Here is a 17,333-nt window from a genome sequence, read left to right as displayed (position 1 = left end):
ATTTGACGTAGATTATTTTCACTCCTCAGAGATCGCCTTCATTCTGCCGCCCAGGCTGTTTGAGCGAGTCATCGGCCAACTCCAGGCGAAAGAGCTGCAAAGCAACGTTACAGCTCCCATGCGGCGCCTGGAGACGATTTAGCCGCCAACATCCTTGCATAGCCTTACCCTGCGCAACATCCAACAACGCCACGCCATCGCTCAGCAGCAGCGAGGCAATATCCGCTATTTGGAATAAATCACTTTCGTCAGCCGTACGAGCGGTCATGCAAGACAGGCTGCTCATCAGTTTGTAGATGACCCGAATGCGCTGGTCGGCGCAGACCAATAAATCCACCAGTGAGGCGCTGGAGTCGATAAGCAGGACGGGATGATCAGTGGGAGTGCTGTGAAGCGGGACGTATCCGCTCATTGATGTAGCTCCGTGCGTAAAATTGGGCTACCACCAGACTCTCCTACAAGTTGGATGGCAGCTGTACGCGGGGTAGGAGACCGGACGCACGACCCGGCCACGCCGAAGCGTGCCCGCGCACAGCCGTCATAAAACACAGGGCAGCAAAAAAGCACCCAGAAAAAGCTGGGCGCTCGTGCACGGTGCGACTCTCGGGCTCCTACACCCGGCCGCTGATTTGGCAGCGACCGGCGCAGAGTAAATAGGTCACAACGAGTGCAAAACTCCACACAGTAAGTGCATGTGACAACGCGAGATTGGTAGGCACCTCGACCAAAGAGATACGCCACCTCAGTCCAAGGACCACGTCAAGGTTAGCTAATACACCCCCTCCCTCAGGATGTACTCAACAGGTTACCAATACCCAATTTGCGTAATGCGTAAGCAGTTGGAGCGGTCTGATAAAGCCCGAAGAAGCCAGAATATTCCTAACTTCCATAAGAAAAAAAGAAACACTTCATACGACTTGTCTCACATAGGACTCCTCTCGCACACCTCCTAGCCAGTGAAAGATTTAGAGGCTATCTTGAATAAGTCTGCTTCATCCTATAAACACCATAGCCACTCATAAATGATTATCTGCTCAAAAGGGAATTAGCATGCGTTTTGATGGGAGCATAGAAGAACTCAAGAAAAAACTTGAGCCGATAGCGTCAGCGGGCGAATGGAAGGAAATAAATAAAAACCAATATCAATTCAAAACAAAAAGTAAAGGAATACTGAATTGGTACCCCTCAACAGGCGGAATCTTATTCCAAGGAAAACCCTATTCAGCCGAGAAACTTAAGAAACTAGTAGAACCACTTTTAAACACTGAAACCCATAGCAAATCAGAGCCACATGCGCTTCCCGATGGTACCAAAAGAATAGTTGAAGAACTTTCTACGGAAGACACATCCGAAAGCACATACTTCATCAACGACACCTATTCCGACTCAGAGCTAATTATAGGCCTTGTCGGAACAATCGGAACAGACCTTCCAGAGGTATCAAAGCTAATAACGGACAGATTAAAAATATTTAAATATGAAACCCGCAGCATAAAAATTTCCACCGACATCATTTCCAACATTGGCAACCCGACACAAAGCTCTCATGAGTTTGATCGAATCAGCTCTTATATGGAGGAGGGCAATAGGCTTCGCAAGGAAAGTCAAGACAATTCAATTCTAGCTCTAGGTGCCGCAGCACAAATAAACAAATCAAGAGGTGCACAAGAACCCCTACGTCGAAATGCCTTCATAATAAACTCACTAAAAAGCCCTGCCGAGGTTCAAAAATTAAGAAGAATCTATTCCGATGGTTTTTTCCTGATAGGGGTTCACGCCGATCACACAAGAAGATATGAATACTTAACAAAAGACAAATCGATGTCAGAGGAGCAAGCTTCAAGACTTATTGAGCGTGATGCCGATGAGCGTGAAGAATACGGGCAACATACTCGCGACACATATCACCTCTCAGACTTTTTCATCGACTACAACGGAAATTCCGACTCTCTAAAGAAACAAATCTGGAGAATACTAGATCTGCTTTTTGGAAAGCCGTACATCACACCGACCTTTGATGAATATGCAATGTTTATGGCATTTTCTGCCTCCTTAAGGTCAGCAGACCTATCACGTCAAGTGGGTGCAGTACTTACTAAAAACCGCTGCATAATCTCAACTGGAGCAAATGATGTCCCGAAAGCCCATGGCGGACTATATTGGCCAGACATAGATGAAAAGACTCAAGAAATATCTGATAGCGTAGATGGCCGAGACTATATGAAAGGAGAAGACTCCAATGCCATTCAAAAGAGGTTAATTATCGAAGGAATTATAGAGTCGGTTCCACAAGAATACAGAGAGGAGCTGACCCCAATTATAAAAAATAGCAAAATTAAAGATATTACTGAGTACGGACGAGTTGTACATGCCGAAATGGAAGCCCTTCTTTCTAGTGCAAGATCGGGTATAAGCACCACAGAAAGCCACTTATATTGCACCACATTCCCCTGCCACAACTGTGCCAAGCATATAGTCGCAGCGGGAATCAAAAGAGTTATATATGTTGAGCCATATCCAAAAAGCAAAGCCTTAGAGTTCCACTCAGACTCAATATCTTTAGACAAAAATAGTAAAAATGTAGTTTTTGAACCTTTTATTGGTGTTGGACCTAGAAGTTTTTTTAACCTATTCTCCACAAACCTCGGTAGCGGGTATCCAGTCGCACGCAAAACCGACCAAGGTGAAATCATTGACTGGAGAGAGACAGATGCTAAATTGCGCACCCAGATGTTGCCTTGTTCGTACATGGAACGTGAAACCATAGCTGCAGCTCTGCTATCAAGGTACATAGAGGAAATCTAACATGAACAGCAATAAGCAAGAATTCATCAATCATCTTAATGAATCACGCCGCGTCGTAGACCAGTGGCCGACCTGGAAACAAGAGTCCTTAAAGGCTGCCCAAGGTAACCCACGCACATCGCCCCCTCCCCGAGATCGTGCTCCCTGCTCGAATGAGAGATAAATAACTTTGTCTCTGGCACCACCAACACCGCCCCCCCCCCTGAATCGAAAGATTCAGGGGTTTTTTATTGCCTGCGATTTGATGCGCCTGTTTTCAGCATTGCAGCCTTCACTCAATAACTGTCATTCCAGTGCAGGTTGAGGTCGCGAATACCCGCCACTTTCATATCCACCGCGCTGCGTTCGGTATGTCCGCCACGGGTGGCGATAACCTGGTACTTGCCGGCCGGCAGTTGCACAAAGACGATGGGGCCCACCTGATTCAGGGTCAGGACCGGCTGCCCTTGCGGGTTCTGGATCGCCAGGTCGACATCCGAGGTGTATTTGTTTTCCGGGCCGACGGAAAAGGTCATGTGCAGGTTGTACCCCTTGGTCTGCAAGAGCGCCCGCGATTCGTCCAGGCCGATACCGCCGGACAGATAGGTAATGCCGTTCTGCTGTTGAGGTTCCAGCTGCACGCCCGCCGGGTCGATGGGTTCGTTGCTGGGGGTGGCGGACTGTACGCTGAACGGCGCGAGTGACAGGAACGCCGCGAGAACGCCTGTTACGACACACAAGTAAAAGGACTTCATGATGAGCACTCCCGGGTTCGTCTCGAACCACTGAATGGGAACGCCACCGCCAAGAGCCCAGCCCCAGAACGGCGGCGTCCGGGTCTCCCCTTTTCATCTTGAATGGTCCAGCTACGCCTCAGGCAAACGATGCTCGAATGAACAGCCCGTGAGCGTCATGCATCCGTGATCGCCCCCAGGCCCTGATATTCAGTGTACGCCCCGATGCCGGGCCGTTTAGATCGATTCGGTGTGAGGCTTTTAACCAAAAGTACCTAGCAGCGGCGCCAATCCCGACGGTTGCCACGGCGCGGACAAGGCGGTTATTAATGCTTGCACCTAAAAAGAGCCGACACGCCTTTTCGCCCGCAAAGGAATACGCGCCGATGACCGTGCAATCCCCGCCCTCGCCCCTGCACCCGGCCAGCACCGCGACCAGCAGCCCCGGCACGGCGTTCCGCGAGCCCGCCGCCGATGGCTTTATCCTGGGCGGTTTCACCTGGCGCCATGCCGAACCGGACCCCGCACGCCCAGTGGTGGTCATCAATGCAGCCACCTCCGTGCGTTGTCGGCACTATTCACGGTTCGCCGATTACCTGTTCAGCCATGGCTTCGACGTCATCACCTACGACTACCGCGGCATCGGCGAGTCGCGGCCGGCCTCGATGCGCAAGCTGAAGGCGTCCTGGTCGGACTGGGGCAGCCTGGACTTCGAAGCCATGCTGCAACGCGCGCAGCGGGAATTCCCCGGCCAGCCCATCGACGTGGTCGGGCACAGCTTCGGCGGCTGCGCGGCGGGGCTGGGCGCATCCGGGCAGTTGATCCGCCGCGTGGTGACAGTGGGCGCGCAGTTCGCCTACTGGCGCGATTACGCCCCGGAAAGCCGCTGGCGCATGCTGGGCAAATGGCATGTCGTGATGCCGCTGCTGACGGCGATTTACGGCTACTTCCCCGGCAAGCGCCTGGGCTGGCTGGAGGACACCCCCGCCGGCGTGGTGCGCGACTGGGCCACGCCCACCGCGCACTATCAACGGCGGCCCAGCGGGCGCCACCTGGCGCGCCGGGATCCGGCGCTACCCTTCGCCCGGGTCAAGGCGCAGCTGCTGGCCATCAGCATCAGCGACGACCCTTACGGCACCGTGCCAGCCATCGAGCGCCTGCTGGGCTACTTCACCGCCAGCCAGCGCAGCCATTGGCGCATCGAACCCGAGGACATCGGCGAGCAGGAAGTCGGGCACTTCGCGTTTTTCCGCAGCCATTACCAGGACCGCCTATGGCCGATCGCCCTGGCCTGGCTGCAACACGCCACATTGCCCAGCGACACCCCGGGACGCCTGATCAGCGGTAGCCGTTGAGAGTGCCAGGCAGCGCATTTACTGGCATCCTCTGCCGCCTGAAAGCCAGGCCGGACACTGTATCCATGCCTGGCCCTCCTCTTTGCGCAAAAGGTACGACGCCCATGGCATCTGCGAACAAGCAACACAAAAGAGCCCAGCGGGCGAAAACCAAGGCCAAGCAGAACCGCACCCAGCGCAACGCCGCGCCAGTGGAACTGGACCCGAACGACGACCGCATCGACTTCGAGTCGGTGGACCTGACCGAGCTGTTCAAGAAGATGATCGACGCCGAGAAGACCAGCCAGCAGGCGATGTGCGCGGCGTTCCTGGAAGACCCGCTGCTGGAGATCGTCTACGAGCAGGAAGGCGAGGAAGGCTCCATGGACTTCATCCTCGCCGCCCTGATCGAGTACCGCCAGTGGTCCACCGAGACCGACGAGGCCGGCGCCCTGGCCTGGATCGAAAGTCCGGAATTCCAGGCCGCCTACCTGGCCGCTTCGGAAGCACTGATGCAGAAATAAGCTTCAACACGATCTGTAGCCGCTGGCGCAGCCTGCGATCAGCTTGGGTGGCGCTCCGACGAAGCAGCCGTCTGCGGTGGGTCAGCCGTTACCCGTTTGCCGGGGTTGCGGCCGGTGCCCGGCCGATCGCAGCCTTCGGCAGCGGCTACAGCGCGTCATGCATGGCCCTCACTGCCGTGTTGAATATTCAATCGCCATCGCGAGCAAGGATCACCTTCATCTGCAGGAGCGAGGCTTGCCCGCGAAAGCGCCGGTACAGGCCATAAAAAAGGCCGCTGTCAGCACTGACAGCGGCCTTTTTCGTTAGCGGGAAAAACTCAGGCGCGGCTCAATACACCGGCCGCCTGCTTCTCCAGCTTGCGCCGACGCGCAACCAGCAGGCCCGCCGCGATCACGACCATGCTCAGCAGGCCGGTGGCGACGATCTCCATGCGGTGCCCTTCCTGGAACAGCATGATGGTCAGCACCCCGACGATGAACACGATCACCGCGTAGGTCAGGCCCGGGAACAGCCACATGCGGAAGGCGATCTTCTCGCCGGCCGCTGTGCGTTTCTGGCGCATGCGCAGCTGCGATACCGCGATCACCAGGTACACCAGCAAGGCGATGGCGCCGGAACTGGCCAACAGGAATTCGAACACCGCGGCGGGTGCCACGTAGTTGGCGAATACCGCGAGGAAGGCGGCCGCGGTGGACAGGATCACCGCCCAGTAAGGCGTGCCGCTAGTGTTGGTGCGCTTGGCCGCGGCCGGGGCATCGCCACGCTTGCCCAGGGAGAACAGCATGCGCGAGGCGGTGTAGAGCGCCGAGTTCAGGCAGCTGGTCACCGCCACCAGCACCACCAGATCGACGATCAGCTTGGCGTTGGGGATGCCCATGCGGTCGAGCACGGTCTGGTAGGAACCGACCTGGGCCAGGCTCGGGTCATTCCATGGCACCAGGGCCACGACGATGAAGATCGATACCAGGTAGAACAGGCCGATCCGCCAGATCACCGAGTTGGTGGCCTTGCTGATCTGCTGGCCCGGGTTCTTCGATTCGGCGGCGGCGATGGTGACGATCTCGGTGCCCATGAACGAGAACATGGTGGTCAGCATGGCGGCGAGTACCGCGCCCATGCCGTTGGGCAAAAAACCCTGGGTATCGAACAGGTGCGAGACGCCGCTGACATTGCTGGTCGGCAGCAGGCCGAAGATCGCCAGCAGGCCGAGCACCACGAAGCCGATGATCGCCACGACCTTGATCAGGGCGAACCAGAACTCGAACTCACCGTAGTTCTTCACGCTGAACAGGTTGGTCGCGGTCAGCAGCAAGGTGATGACCAGGGTAAAGGCCCAGATCGCTATATCAGGGAACCAGGCATGCAGGATGGTCGCGGCGGCGTTGGCCTCCAGCGGAATCACCAGCACCCAGAACCACCAGTACAGCCAGCCGATGGTGAAACCGGCCCAGTGGCCGATGGCGCGGTCGGCATAAGTCGAGAAGGAGCCCGTGTCCGGCGAGGCGACGGCCATTTCGGCCAGCATGCGCATCACCAGCACCACCAGGGTGCCCGCGGCCGCATAGGCCAGCAGCACGGCAGGGCCGGCTTCGGCGATGGCGTGGCCGGAACCGACGAACAGCCCGGCGCCGATTACCCCGGCGATCGACAGCATGGTGACATGCCGCGGTTTGAGCCCCTGTTCGAGGTCATTGGAGGTCTGCGTACTGCTCATTGAAACTACCTTTGCGAAGAAAGCGAAAGCGTCCACCCGGCCTGGATATTCTTTCTCGTAAAAAGAATCCAACAGGGCGTTCTTTATTTCTTACGCAAGATTTGCGCCAAAATGTTACAGGCTCCCAGCGGGCGCGGGCTGCAAAGGCGACCGACGGATGAGCGCAAGTCCTTGAGATTAATGGCCTTGCGCCAGAACGTTACCGCACCACCCATTTGTAGAACGAAGCAGCGCACCAGAAACACACACAAAAAGTGTGCGGCGCACAAATAGAGGGCGGATACGCAACCTTTGGCCGTTTTACCCTTCCAACACCTGGCCAAAGCTGGCACCATCGCGCCTTTTTTTACGCGACACCCGCTGGGAACAGGGTTCAAACGGGCGTTCGGTTGTTGACGGGGCGACAGTCTGCTGTGCCGATGCGACAACCTGTCACACGCCGTCTGCTTACACCCTGAAGCGCTGTTGGCTGTCATTCGAACGCTATGCTAGGTTGGCGCCTCGCCAGAAAAGCCGCTACCAGCAGGAGCGCAATGAACTCATGAGGACCGCACATGGCTGAGGCCACGCCCGCGCTTGAAATCCGCAACTTGCACAAACGGTACGGCTCGCTGGAGGTACTCAAGGGTGTCTCGCTGACCGCACGCGACGGCGATGTGATCTCGATCCTGGGTTCCTCCGGTTCCGGCAAGTCCACCTTCCTGCGCTGCATCAACCTTCTGGAAAACCCGCACCAGGGCCAGATCCTGGTGGCCGGCGAAGAACTCAAGCTCAAGGCCGCCAAGAACGGCGAACTGGTTGCCGCCGACGGCAAGCAGATCAACCGCCTGCGCAGCGAAATCGGCTTCGTGTTCCAGAACTTCAACCTCTGGCCGCACATGAGCGTGCTCGACAACATCATCGAGGCGCCGCGCCGGGTGCTCGGCCAGAGCAAGGCCGAAGCCATCGAAGTGGCCGAAGCGCTGCTGGCCAAGGTCGGCATCGCCGACAAGCGCCACGCCTACCCGGCCCAGCTCTCCGGCGGCCAGCAGCAACGCGCCGCCATCGCCCGCACCCTGGCGATGCAGCCCAAAGTCATCCTGTTCGACGAGCCGACCTCGGCACTGGACCCGGAAATGGTCCAGGAAGTGCTCAACGTGATCCGCGCCCTGGCCGAAGAAGGCCGGACCATGCTGCTGGTCACCCACGAAATGGGCTTTGCCCGTCAGGTCTCCAGTGAAGTGGTGTTCCTGCACCAGGGCCTGGTGGAAGAGCAAGGATCGCCACAGCAGGTGTTCGAGAACCCGCTTTCGGCACGCTGCAAACAATTCATGTCCAGCAACCGCTAACGGAGCAACACGCATGCAGAGCTATAAGAAATTCCTCCTGGCCGCTGCCGCCACTCTGGTGTTCTCGGCCAATGCGATGGCCGCCGACAAACTGAAGATGGGCATCGAAGCGGCCTACCCACCGTTCAACAACAAGGATGCCAGCGGCCAGGTCGTCGGTTTCGACAAAGACATCGGCGACGCCCTGTGCGCCAAGATGAAAGTCGAGTGCGAAGTGGTCACCTCCGACTGGGACGGCATCATCCCAGCCCTGAACGCGAAGAAGTTCGACTTCCTGATCTCCTCGATGTCGATCACCGACGAGCGCAAGCAGGCGGTGGACTTCACCGACCCGTACTACTCCAACAAGCTGCAGTTCATCGCGCCTAAAGACAAGGCCGACTTCAAGACCGACAAGGCTTCCCTCAAGGGCAAGATCATCGGTGCGCAGCGCGCCACCCTGGCCGGCACCTGGCTGGAAGACAACCTGGGCGACGACATCACCATCAAGCTCTACGACACCCAGGAAAACGCCTTCCTCGACCTGACGTCCGGCCGCCTGGACGCGATCCTGGCCGACAAGTACGTCAACTACGAGTGGCTCAAAAGCGAAGCGGGCAAGCCTTACGAGTTCAAGGGCGACCCGGTTGAAGAAAGCGACAAGATCGGCATCGCCGTGCGCAAGAACGATCCGATCCGCGAGAAGCTCAACGCCGCCCTGAAGGAAATCGTGGCCGACGGCACCTACAAGAAGATCAACGACAAGTACTTCCCGTTCAGCATCTACTGATACTGACTGGCCTGCCCGGCGCCCTTCCCCGAGGGCGCCGGTCCTTAGCAAAGCCTGCCGCGACTTGAATAACCATCCATGAATATCGATCTCTACGGATTCGGCCCGGCGCTCGCCGCTGGCGCGCTGATGACCGTCAAGCTGGCTCTTTCGGCGCTGTGCCTGGGGCTGGTGCTCGGCCTGCTCGGCGCCTTGGCCAAGACTTCCCCGTACAAGCCGCTGCAATGGCTTGGCGGCACCTATTCGACCCTGGTGCGCGGCGTTCCCGAACTGCTCTGGGTGCTGCTGATCTACTTCGGCACCGTCAACCTGATGCGCGCCCTGGGTGAGTTCTTCGGCAACCCGGAGCTGGAACTCAATGCCTTCGCCGCCGGGGTCATCGCCCTCGGCCTGTGCTTCGGCGCCTACGCCACCGAAGTGTTCCGTGGCGCGATCCTCGCCATTCCCAAGGGCCATCGTGAGGCCGGCGTGGCCCTGGGCCTGTCGAAATGGCGGATCTTCACCAGGCTGATCATGCCGCAGATGTGGCGCATCGCCCTGCCGGGCCTGGGCAACCTGTTCATGATCCTGATGAAGGACACCGCGCTGGTGTCGGTGATCGGCCTGGAAGAAATCATGCGTCACTCGCAGATCGCCGTGACCGTGTCCAAGCAACCTTTCACCTTCTATATGGTGGCGGCCTTCATGTACCTGGGCCTGACCGTGCTGGCCATGACCGGCATGCACTTCCTGGAAAAACGCGCCGCTCGCGGCTTCGCGAGGAGCGCCCAATGAACTGGGAAGTGATCATCAAGTGGCTGCCCAAGCTGGCCCAGGGCGCCACGCTGACCCTGGAGCTGGTGGCCATCGCGGTCATCGCCGGGCTGCTGCTGGCCATTCCGCTGGGCATCGCCCGCTCGTCGCGCCTGTGGTACGTGCGCGCCCTGCCCTATGCCTATATTTTCTTCTTCCGCGGCACGCCGCTGCTGGTGCAGCTGTTCCTGGTCTACTACGGCCTGGCGCAGTTCGACGCAGTGCGTAACAGCGCGATGTGGCCGTACCTGCGCGATCCGTTCTGGTGCGCCACCGCCACCATGACCCTGCACACCGCGGCCTATATCGCCGAGATCCTGCGCGGGGCGATCCAGGCCATCCCGCCGGGCGAGATCGAAGCGGCGCGGGCGCTGGGCATGTCCAAGCCCAAGGCGCTGTTCTACATCATCCTGCCCCGGGCGGCGCGCATCGGTCTGCCGGCCTACAGCAACGAAGTGATCCTGATGCTCAAGGCCAGCGCCCTGGCCAGCACCGTGACCCTGCTGGAACTGACCGGCATGGCCCGCACCATCATTGCCCGCACCTACCTGCCGGTGGAGATTTTCTTCGCCGCCGGGGTGTTCTACCTGCTGATGTCCTATGTGCTGGTGCAAGGCTTCAAGCTGCTGGAACGCTGGCTGCGCGTCGAGCAGTGCCAAGGCCGCTGAACCGTTCGCTCCTACCGGCGCCCCGCTAACCTGTAGGAGCGAGCCTTGCTCGCGATCGCCCTCCCCAGACACCGCCGAGCCCAGCATGCCCTCCATCCTTCAAGGCCCCGAACTCATCAGCCGCTTCCAGGCCCTGGACCGCTTCCTGCTGGACCATCAACCGCTCTGGCGCCCACGCCCCTTCACCGAGCCGCAGCTGCCCTGGGAAGCCCAGCACCATGAACTCGCCCAGTGGCTGCGCCAGCGCAGCCTGGACGATGCCGAGGCCAGCCATAACCACCCAGAACGGCTCGATGCTCCCGCGCCCTTCCCCGATCTGGCACGGACCGCCGCCGCGCTCGGTGCCGTGGCCGAGCTGCCGATGCACGAGGTGCCAGCCGCCCGCCAGCGCCTCAATGTCGATGTGCCCGGGCGCAAATGGCAGCAGATCGAAGCCTTCGCCGCCTGCCTGGAGTTCACCCAGGCACCCGGCCACTGGCTGGACTGGTGCTCGGGCAAGGGCCATCTCGGCCGTCGACTGCTGCAACCCGGGCAACAGCTGACTTGCCTGGAATACGACCCGGCACTGGTCGCCAGCGGCAGGCAACTGAGCGAACACCATCGGCTAGCGGTCAGCCACCTGCAGCAGGACGTACTCGCCGTCGACGCCGCTGCCCGCCTGAGCGCCGAACACACCCCGGTGGCCCTGCACGCCTGTGGCGACCTGCATGTACGCCTGATGCAACTGGCCAGCGAACGCGGCTGCCGCCAGCTGGCTATCGCACCCTGCTGCTACAACCGCATCAGCCATACCGAGTACCAGCCGCTCTCCGGCCCGGCCAAGGGCTCGGCGCTGCAACTGTCCCTCGACGACCTGGGCCTGCCCCTGAGCGAGACCGTCACCGCCGGCGCCCGTGTGCGTCGCCAACGCGACAGCTCCATGGCCCGCCGCCTGGCCTTCGACCTGCTGCAACGCCGGCTGCGGGGGGTCGACGAATACCTGCCCACCCCGTCGCTGCCCGCCAGCTGGCTGGACAAACCCTTCGCCGACTACTGCCGCGATCTGGCGGCCCTCAAGGACTTACCCACCGTCGGTTCGCAGGACTGGCCGACGCTGGAAGCCGCCGGCTGGCAGCGCCTGGCCCAGGTCCGCAACCTGGAGCTGCTGCGCGGCCTGTTTCGCCGGCCTTTGGAGCTGTGGCTGGTGCTCGATCGCGGGCTGTTTTTGCAGGAACAGGGTTACCGCGTACAACTGGGCCTGTTCTGCCCGGCACCGCTCACCCCACGCAATCTGATGCTGCTGGCGGAACGTGGATAAGTTGGATCCATCATCCTATCCAGCCTGTGGATAACTCTGTTGATGAAATCCCGCCAAAGCCACTGAAAGCGCCTGCTACAGCCTCAATACAGAGCTGGTCATTTTTTGTTCATAAAAATAAATCAGCGAAAAAACAGCCAGTTGCGGCGAGTTGAGAACGGATCCACAAAATCAGCGAAAACAGCCGCGCGATAGCCATCGATTGTGCATAAGCGTCAATGCCAAAGGACATAACAGCCGAAAACCGGCACCACGGGAGAGGCAAATTGCGCCGGTCGGCGACGCTTGTTATACAGATGCAGGCGCTCGCGGGCGCGTCCGATCCAGAACCTTTGTGATTGACGGGAAAAGACAGTGACGTTCATTTCTTATGCACAAAATTTCGAAGACATCCGCCTGTGGCGCGCGCTAAAACACGTTGAAAACGGCTTCTACATCGACGTCGGCGCCAACCACCCCACTGCCGACTCGGTGACCCGCGCCTTCTACGATCGCGGCTGGCGCGGCATCAACGTCGAACCGGTGCCGAGCTATTACCATGCCCTGTGCCAGGAGCGCCCCAGGGACACCAACCTGCAATGCGCTGCCGGCGACAACGCCGAGGCCCTGACTTTCTATGGCATTGCCGACACTGGCCTGTCCACCCTCGACCCCGCCATCGCCCAACAACACAAGGACGCCGGCATGCAGGTGCAGACCCAGATCGTCAGCTCACGCACCCTGAGCGACATCTGCGAGGCCCACGTCGGCGGCCCCATCCATTTCCTCAAGATCGACGTCGAAGGCCACGAAGAAACCGTGCTGCGCAGCATGGACTTCAACCGCTGGCGGCCGTGGATCCTGCTGATCGAAACCCCGTGGAACCGCGACCAGGCCTGGGAAACCCTGGTCACTGGCGCGGGCTACCACCCGGTGGTGTTCGACGGCATCAACACCTTCTACCTGGCCGAAGAACACCTGAACCTCAAGGGCGCCTTCGACATCCCGCCATGCAACCTCGACGAGTTCCAGTTCAACCCCGGCCACCGCTTCGTCGCCCCCGCCACCGACCTGGAACAGGCCCTGATCACCGAACGCCAACGCGCCGACCGCGCCGAAGCTGCACTCCACGCCCTGCGCAACAGCCGCTCGTGGCGCGCCCTCGAAAAACTCAAGAAAGTGCTGGTCCGCGGCGGACGTCGCTGAGAGCGTCAATCAAGCAATAACCTCGTGCTGCGCTGTGACTGCTTGACTCGCACTTTCCCGGCAGACTTGCAAAAACAGTCCCGACGACAGAGTATTTCCGACTACCTCAGCTCAGACAGGGATATGTTTCAGCGAGGTGTTATCAGACACACACGGTCACAAGGACGAGACGACCATGACTTCTTTTTGCCCACAAACGCGGCATGGCCCTCAGGTTGGGCGTCTATCGCGCCATCTGAACAGCGTGCGTCATCCCAAGGCACCAGCTCTCCTCGCTACGCTCCCTGCTTCGCGCAGACCAAACACCTGCCTGCCACGTATTCAATCTCTTCTGCCCGACCTGGCACGGAGCCCGATATGAGCGGAAAACCTGCAGCTCGCGTTACCGACCCTACCGCCTGCCCACTACCCGGCCACGGTACCAATCCAATCACCTCAGGCTCCCCCGATGTGCTGTTCGACGGACTACCGGCCGCTCGCCTGGATGACCCTTCAGCATGTGGAGGAAAGCTGTCCGGCAACCTCTCGGCAACGGTATTCATAAACGGGAAAAACGCTGCAACGGTCGATAGCCTCGGCACCCATGGCAACGTAGTGATCGGTGGCTCCGGGACAATCATCATTGGCGATACCTTCGTCCCCAGCCCCATGGCACCAATCCAGGGCATGAGCACAAGTCCATTCAAGGGCCGCTTCCGGGTATTCGACAGAGAAACCGGCAAGGCCATCGCAGGCCAACGAGTGCGTATCAGCTCCAGCAGTGGGGAGTCGATACAAAGTACCGATGCCGAAGGCTACACATCCTGGGTGAACAACGAACAGCCGGAAACACTGAAGTTCGACCTGATCTATGGAGATGATCAATGAGCGGTGATAACCCCTTGTCGACCGGCGGCATGTCAGCACCAGGGCAGACAACGGATGTAGGCCTGACAAAACCCAGGCTCTCCCCTGGAGACAAAAAAGTTCTCTGTTCGGCGGCCTGTTACTGCCAGGCGACACCTAACGTAGCAGTGGACGGTAAAAACCTGAAACAGCAGTGCGTCGCCGCGCGCCTGAACGGGCTGGACAAACTCCTTATGGGGCGAAGCACGCTGAGGCCGGAAGTCAGCTACGACATGACCAAAAAACCGCCCGTTCCGATCATGGACAGTCAGAGTGGCGATAACCCTCATAGCTGGATCCCTGGCTGGATCAAGAAATACTGGGATCAGGACCCAGATCACCCACCGTTCGAAGCAGGTACGGGCATGATTCGCCGTCCGGACGTCGTCATCGTGAATGACCCAAGAAAACCCCCGACCCAGGACAACATCAAACAGGTTGTGGAAATGAAATTTCCACCCGATTCTCCAAACACGAAACAGGCTGCTGAATACGCGAAAATTGCAGGGGGCAGCAATAAGGTCGTTACCCTCGATGCCAGAGAGTGCGACTGCACCCAGGAAGAGCAAACGTCCAAAGTTCCGTCTGAAGAGCTGGGATGGGCCGCAGCGATTGCCGCCGCCGCTGCGTGGCTACTGAGCCGTGGCAAGACGCCCGCCCCGAGATTCCCGGTACCCGCCGGCGCCATGTGATTTAAAGGAACCGATCATGAGTGAGCCTTTCGACTTAGCCGCCGAGCTGGAAAAAATGCCTTTCGCCCTGGAGATACCGGGCCATTTGCTGATGAAGGGGGGGCGGCAAGACTACATTGGAGCAGCGCTCTGCATCCGAGGCACCTTGTATTTCAAGGATGCCCATACCATTCCGGTACGCGAAGAACTGGGTCGATGCTTCAACGACTACAAGCGCCTGGCAGAGCCGGAGTTGAGATGGCTATGGCGGGAAGAACCACCTGAAGGTTCAGCATTGACCCCTTACAACAAGGCCAGATCCCTGACCGAGATGCTGGCCACCATGAAGGAAAACGATCACCTGAGTTTCTACTACACCGGGGGCCGTGAAGCGGTCGACGCCAGTCCCTGGTTTTTCGAGTTATTCGGCCAGCGTGGCTGGGAAGCCAAAATGGGGGATGACCTCAGCGTGCTGGAGTTTTCAGTCCCGATCCTCTTCTTCGAGAAGCACCGTCTCGACTTCCTGCGCTTGTTCCTCGATTGTGCAGCCCGCCTGAAAGCGGAGCAGGGCTATGCAGGTTATGCGCTAAACCTGTCCGTAACCAAAAGAGACGGTAACGAAGCAACAGAAGCCTACATGAGCGAAAGCATGCCCGGGCTGGATGCAGGCCTGGCACCACTCTTGGCCAACCGGCCCGAGTTCCAGAAGAACAAAATCAAAACCGTGAGCTGGCTGACCGTACTCAACAAGCCACGCCTGGAAAGCGCAGGAGGTTTGAAACCACTGCAGGCCAGGCTGCCCGACAGCCATTTCGCTTTTTATGACTACGGTGCCGGCGTGATCATCCAGGCCGGAAACGAACCGGCCGTGATAGGCGATGCCGACTTCCCACGGCCTCCCGCCTACGTGCTGCTGAACCATGAGCTCAAGGAACTGCGCTACGAAACAGTGGGCGACCTTCATGGTGGCTCTCATGATGGCGAAGTTCGTCTTACCGGGTGGTCGGCGGATCAATGGTTGAAACGCTTTGATGTGCCGCTGTCCGAGCTAAGCGCCTATCAGCACAAACTCAACGAACAGCCCGCACTCAGCAGCCAGTACACGCTCAAGGACCGGCTGCGTGCTCAAGGTTATACAAGCAGCGGCCCCGGCAGCGCCCCCTGACCGGCCAGTTCGGCGGTATAACGCGACTCCGATGAGAGTTACACCACTTTCCGCAGGGACCACTCCAAGAGCCCCCATATGAACATCGATCCCAAGGTAGCCGGAGCATCTGCAAAAATAGTCAGATTTCAGGGGTTTACAGAACCTCGCCAATCGCTATAATCGTCGCCCACACGCCGGTATAGCTCAGTTGGTAGAGCAACTGACTTGTAATCAGTAGGTCCCGGGTTCGACTCCTGGTGCCGGCACCATACAAGGTTGCAGAGAAGGCTTTCAAAATCTCTGGAACCCCCGAAAAACCCGCCTTCTGGCGGGTTTTTTCGTTTTGGGGTTCTGCAAAAGCGATAATCCTGTCGCTGAATCGACCTGTGCTGTGCTGTCAATAACGCGACTTTGGCAAAAGTTTTACGCTAGTGTTTCCCTGCGGGCAAAGACGGTTTTCCCGTGCATTGCCTTTAAAAACAGGTGCGAACGCTTATGACGAATGCCACGCCATCCATCAAACTCAGCACTCTTCGGCAAATAGCCCCCTACCTGAGCATGCGTGGGGTGTCGCCGCTGGAGTTCTTTCGGCGTTACGGCATTTCCCCTCATGTTTTTCAAAACCCTGATGCCTGGGTACCGCGAGCGGCCTGTTTTCATATAGCCAACGAAATGGCGGCTATCGCACAGGACCCCTTCGGCGGTGCCTGTGTGGGGCATCTGATCGAAGTACGCTCACTCGGTGCCTGGGGCGAGTTGATATTGGGCTCGACCAATCTCGCTCAGGCTTGCGCAACGGCGGCGGTCTATACCGACTTGCTGCATCAAGGAGGAGAGGTAGAAATCGTCACCGAAGGCCGTACAACGAAACTGATCCACCAATTTACCGGGCAGCACGGGGCTGATCCGAAGCAGGTCATTCTCGGCACGCTTGCGCTGCTTAGAAAAGTACCTCTCATGTCCGGTGAGCCTGGCGCCATACGCGTGCATCTGCAAAACCCGAGGGAAAGAGGCGATGAGGCGCTTGAAGAATACCTGGGGCCGAATCTCGAAATGAACGCGCAGTACAACATGATCGAATTCGACCGTGAGCTGCTCGACACGCCCCTGCAACCTGTTCGGGATGACGCCTGGAAAGTCACCGAAGCCTTGAGGTCGACAGCACAAGCAGCAGGCGTACTTATGGAGCGGATATCGGATCAGGATCAATCCAAACTTACCGCTATCTCAAGAAACATCGGACTGTCTTCTCGAACGCTGCAGCGCCGTCTCAAGTATTGCGGCATCGACTTCGAAGATCTACGCGACGAGACGCGTCGCAGCGAAGCACTTCAACTCATTGCCAGCGGTAAATACACCGCGACCGAAATTGCCTACATGGTGGGTTACAGCGATCAAGCGCACTTTACTCGAGCCTTCAAACGCTGGACCGGGAACTCACCGTCGCGCTACCGCTCGGCCTTGAAACATGATTATTAAAATTCAAGACAGCGTCTTCGC

Annotated in this window: 16 protein-coding genes and 1 tRNA gene; 14 read left to right on the top strand and 3 right to left on the bottom strand. The window is 58.6% G+C overall.

The features are described 5' to 3' along the window. Positions 1 to 25: 25 nt before the first annotated feature. Positions 26 to 412 (bottom strand): hypothetical protein, encoded by a 387-nt coding sequence (locus BMY68_RS25900; protein WP_239694135.1) that lies wholly within the window; start codon positions 410 to 412, stop codon positions 26 to 28. A gap of 638 nt (positions 413 to 1,050) precedes the next feature. On the opposite strand from BMY68_RS25900, the gene BMY68_RS25895 reads away from it, so the two are divergent. Next, positions 1,051 to 2,805: an anti-phage dCTP deaminase gene (locus BMY68_RS25895; protein WP_204840081.1), complete on the top strand. Its 1,755-nt coding sequence runs from the start codon at positions 1,051 to 1,053 to the stop codon at positions 2,803 to 2,805. 275 nt (positions 2,806 to 3,080) lie between these two features. Here BMY68_RS25895 and BMY68_RS25890 read toward each other — a convergent pair whose 3' ends face one another. Then, complete coding sequence (locus tag BMY68_RS25890) at positions 3,081 to 3,539, bottom strand: hypothetical protein (RefSeq protein WP_085533456.1); 459 nt, start codon at positions 3,537 to 3,539, stop codon at positions 3,081 to 3,083. A 365-nt stretch (positions 3,540 to 3,904) separates the two neighbouring features. Here BMY68_RS25890 and BMY68_RS25885 point away from each other — a divergent pair, with 365 nt between their 5' ends. Then, a complete protein-coding gene (locus BMY68_RS25885) occupies positions 3,905 to 4,873 on the top strand; it encodes an alpha/beta hydrolase family protein (RefSeq protein WP_085533454.1) in 969 nt (322 codons plus the stop codon). 104 nt (positions 4,874 to 4,977) lie between these two features. Further along, positions 4,978 to 5,376, top strand: coding sequence for a hypothetical protein (locus tag BMY68_RS25880; protein WP_085533452.1), 399 nt, complete (start codon positions 4,978 to 4,980; stop codon positions 5,374 to 5,376). 317 nt (positions 5,377 to 5,693) lie between these two features. Here the strand turns inward: BMY68_RS25880 and gabP are convergent, their stop codons facing one another. Further along, complete coding sequence (gabP, locus tag BMY68_RS25875; RefSeq protein WP_062823954.1) at positions 5,694 to 7,091, bottom strand: GABA permease; 1,398 nt, start codon at positions 7,089 to 7,091, stop codon at positions 5,694 to 5,696. A gap of 554 nt (positions 7,092 to 7,645) precedes the next feature. On the opposite strand from gabP, the gene BMY68_RS25870 reads away from it, so the two are divergent. The 11 genes from BMY68_RS25870 to BMY68_RS25820 all read left to right on the top strand — a co-directional run bounded on the left by BMY68_RS25870 (position 7,646) and on the right by BMY68_RS25820 (position 17,312). Beyond that, the gene (locus BMY68_RS25870; protein ID WP_007922616.1) at positions 7,646 to 8,419 is read left to right on the top strand and encodes an ABC transporter ATP-binding protein; all 774 of its coding nucleotides are present in this window, start codon (positions 7,646 to 7,648) and stop codon (positions 8,417 to 8,419) included. A gap of 13 nt (positions 8,420 to 8,432) precedes the next feature. Next, positions 8,433 to 9,188 carry an ABC transporter substrate-binding protein gene (locus BMY68_RS25865; RefSeq protein WP_009046513.1) on the top strand — a complete coding sequence of 252 codons (756 nt, stop codon included), beginning with the start codon at positions 8,433 to 8,435 and terminating at the stop codon, positions 9,186 to 9,188. A 78-nt stretch (positions 9,189 to 9,266) separates the two neighbouring features. Next, on the top strand, positions 9,267 to 9,962 hold the full coding sequence (locus tag BMY68_RS25860; protein ID WP_007922609.1) for an ABC transporter permease: 696 nt from the start codon (positions 9,267 to 9,269) through the stop codon (positions 9,960 to 9,962). Next, positions 9,959 to 10,648, top strand: a complete 690-nt coding sequence (locus BMY68_RS25855; protein ID WP_007922607.1) for an ABC transporter permease — start codon at positions 9,959 to 9,961, stop codon at positions 10,646 to 10,648. The genes BMY68_RS25860 and BMY68_RS25855 overlap by 4 nt, the downstream gene beginning before the upstream one ends. An 85-nt stretch (positions 10,649 to 10,733) precedes the next feature. Further along, entirely contained in the window at positions 10,734 to 11,945 is a 1,212-nt protein-coding gene (locus BMY68_RS25850; RefSeq protein ID WP_085533451.1) for a methyltransferase, read from the top strand. A gap of 354 nt (positions 11,946 to 12,299) precedes the next feature. Further along, positions 12,300 to 13,130: an FkbM family methyltransferase gene (locus BMY68_RS25845; RefSeq protein ID WP_085533449.1), complete on the top strand. Its 831-nt coding sequence runs from the start codon at positions 12,300 to 12,302 to the stop codon at positions 13,128 to 13,130. Between the two features lie 357 nt (positions 13,131 to 13,487). Further along, positions 13,488 to 13,997: a PAAR domain-containing protein gene (locus BMY68_RS25840; protein WP_085533447.1), complete on the top strand. Its 510-nt coding sequence runs from the start codon at positions 13,488 to 13,490 to the stop codon at positions 13,995 to 13,997. After that, positions 13,994 to 14,707 (top strand): VRR-NUC domain-containing protein, encoded by a 714-nt coding sequence (locus BMY68_RS25835; RefSeq protein ID WP_204840080.1) that lies wholly within the window; start codon positions 13,994 to 13,996, stop codon positions 14,705 to 14,707. The genes BMY68_RS25840 and BMY68_RS25835 overlap by 4 nt, the downstream gene beginning before the upstream one ends. 16 nt (positions 14,708 to 14,723) lie before the next feature. After that, positions 14,724 to 15,851, top strand: coding sequence for a type VI immunity family protein (locus tag BMY68_RS25830; protein WP_085533445.1), 1,128 nt, complete (start codon positions 14,724 to 14,726; stop codon positions 15,849 to 15,851). 175 nt (positions 15,852 to 16,026) lie between these two features. After that, a tRNA-Thr gene (locus BMY68_RS25825) sits at positions 16,027 to 16,102 on the top strand. Between the two features lie 226 nt (positions 16,103 to 16,328). Continuing rightward, complete coding sequence (locus BMY68_RS25820; RefSeq protein ID WP_085533443.1) at positions 16,329 to 17,312, top strand: helix-turn-helix domain-containing protein; 984 nt, start codon at positions 16,329 to 16,331, stop codon at positions 17,310 to 17,312. The last annotated feature ends 21 nt before the right edge of the window (positions 17,313 to 17,333 follow it).

This window comes from Pseudomonas sp. NFACC41-3, from assembly GCF_900109505.1.
Lineage (GTDB): Bacteria > Pseudomonadota > Gammaproteobacteria > Pseudomonadales > Pseudomonadaceae > Aquipseudomonas > Aquipseudomonas chlororaphis.
This window is presented reverse-complemented; position numbering and strand designations above follow the sequence as displayed.

Coding starts and splice junctions, on each gene's coding strand:
- BMY68_RS25820 (WP_085533443.1), top strand. CDS start 16,329: ATGACGAATGCCACGCCATCCATCAAACTCAGCACTCTTCGGCAAATA.
- BMY68_RS25890 (WP_085533456.1), bottom strand. CDS start 3,539: ATGAAGTCCTTTTACTTGTGTGTCGTAACAGGCGTTCTCGCGGCGTTC.
- BMY68_RS25885 (WP_085533454.1), top strand. CDS start 3,905: ATGACCGTGCAATCCCCGCCCTCGCCCCTGCACCCGGCCAGCACCGCG.
- BMY68_RS25880 (WP_085533452.1), top strand. CDS start 4,978: ATGGCATCTGCGAACAAGCAACACAAAAGAGCCCAGCGGGCGAAAACC.
- BMY68_RS25895 (WP_204840081.1), top strand. CDS start 1,051: ATGCGTTTTGATGGGAGCATAGAAGAACTCAAGAAAAAACTTGAGCCG.
- BMY68_RS25855 (WP_007922607.1), top strand. CDS start 9,959: ATGAACTGGGAAGTGATCATCAAGTGGCTGCCCAAGCTGGCCCAGGGC.
- BMY68_RS25840 (WP_085533447.1), top strand. CDS start 13,488: ATGAGCGGAAAACCTGCAGCTCGCGTTACCGACCCTACCGCCTGCCCA.
- BMY68_RS25900 (WP_239694135.1), bottom strand. CDS start 412: ATGAGCGGATACGTCCCGCTTCACAGCACTCCCACTGATCATCCCGTC.
- gabP (WP_062823954.1), bottom strand. CDS start 7,091: ATGAGCAGTACGCAGACCTCCAATGACCTCGAACAGGGGCTCAAACCG.
- BMY68_RS25865 (WP_009046513.1), top strand. CDS start 8,433: ATGCAGAGCTATAAGAAATTCCTCCTGGCCGCTGCCGCCACTCTGGTG.
- BMY68_RS25870 (WP_007922616.1), top strand. CDS start 7,646: ATGGCTGAGGCCACGCCCGCGCTTGAAATCCGCAACTTGCACAAACGG.
- BMY68_RS25830 (WP_085533445.1), top strand. CDS start 14,724: ATGAGTGAGCCTTTCGACTTAGCCGCCGAGCTGGAAAAAATGCCTTTC.
- BMY68_RS25850 (WP_085533451.1), top strand. CDS start 10,734: ATGCCCTCCATCCTTCAAGGCCCCGAACTCATCAGCCGCTTCCAGGCC.
- BMY68_RS25860 (WP_007922609.1), top strand. CDS start 9,267: ATGAATATCGATCTCTACGGATTCGGCCCGGCGCTCGCCGCTGGCGCG.
- BMY68_RS25835 (WP_204840080.1), top strand. CDS start 13,994: ATGAGCGGTGATAACCCCTTGTCGACCGGCGGCATGTCAGCACCAGGG.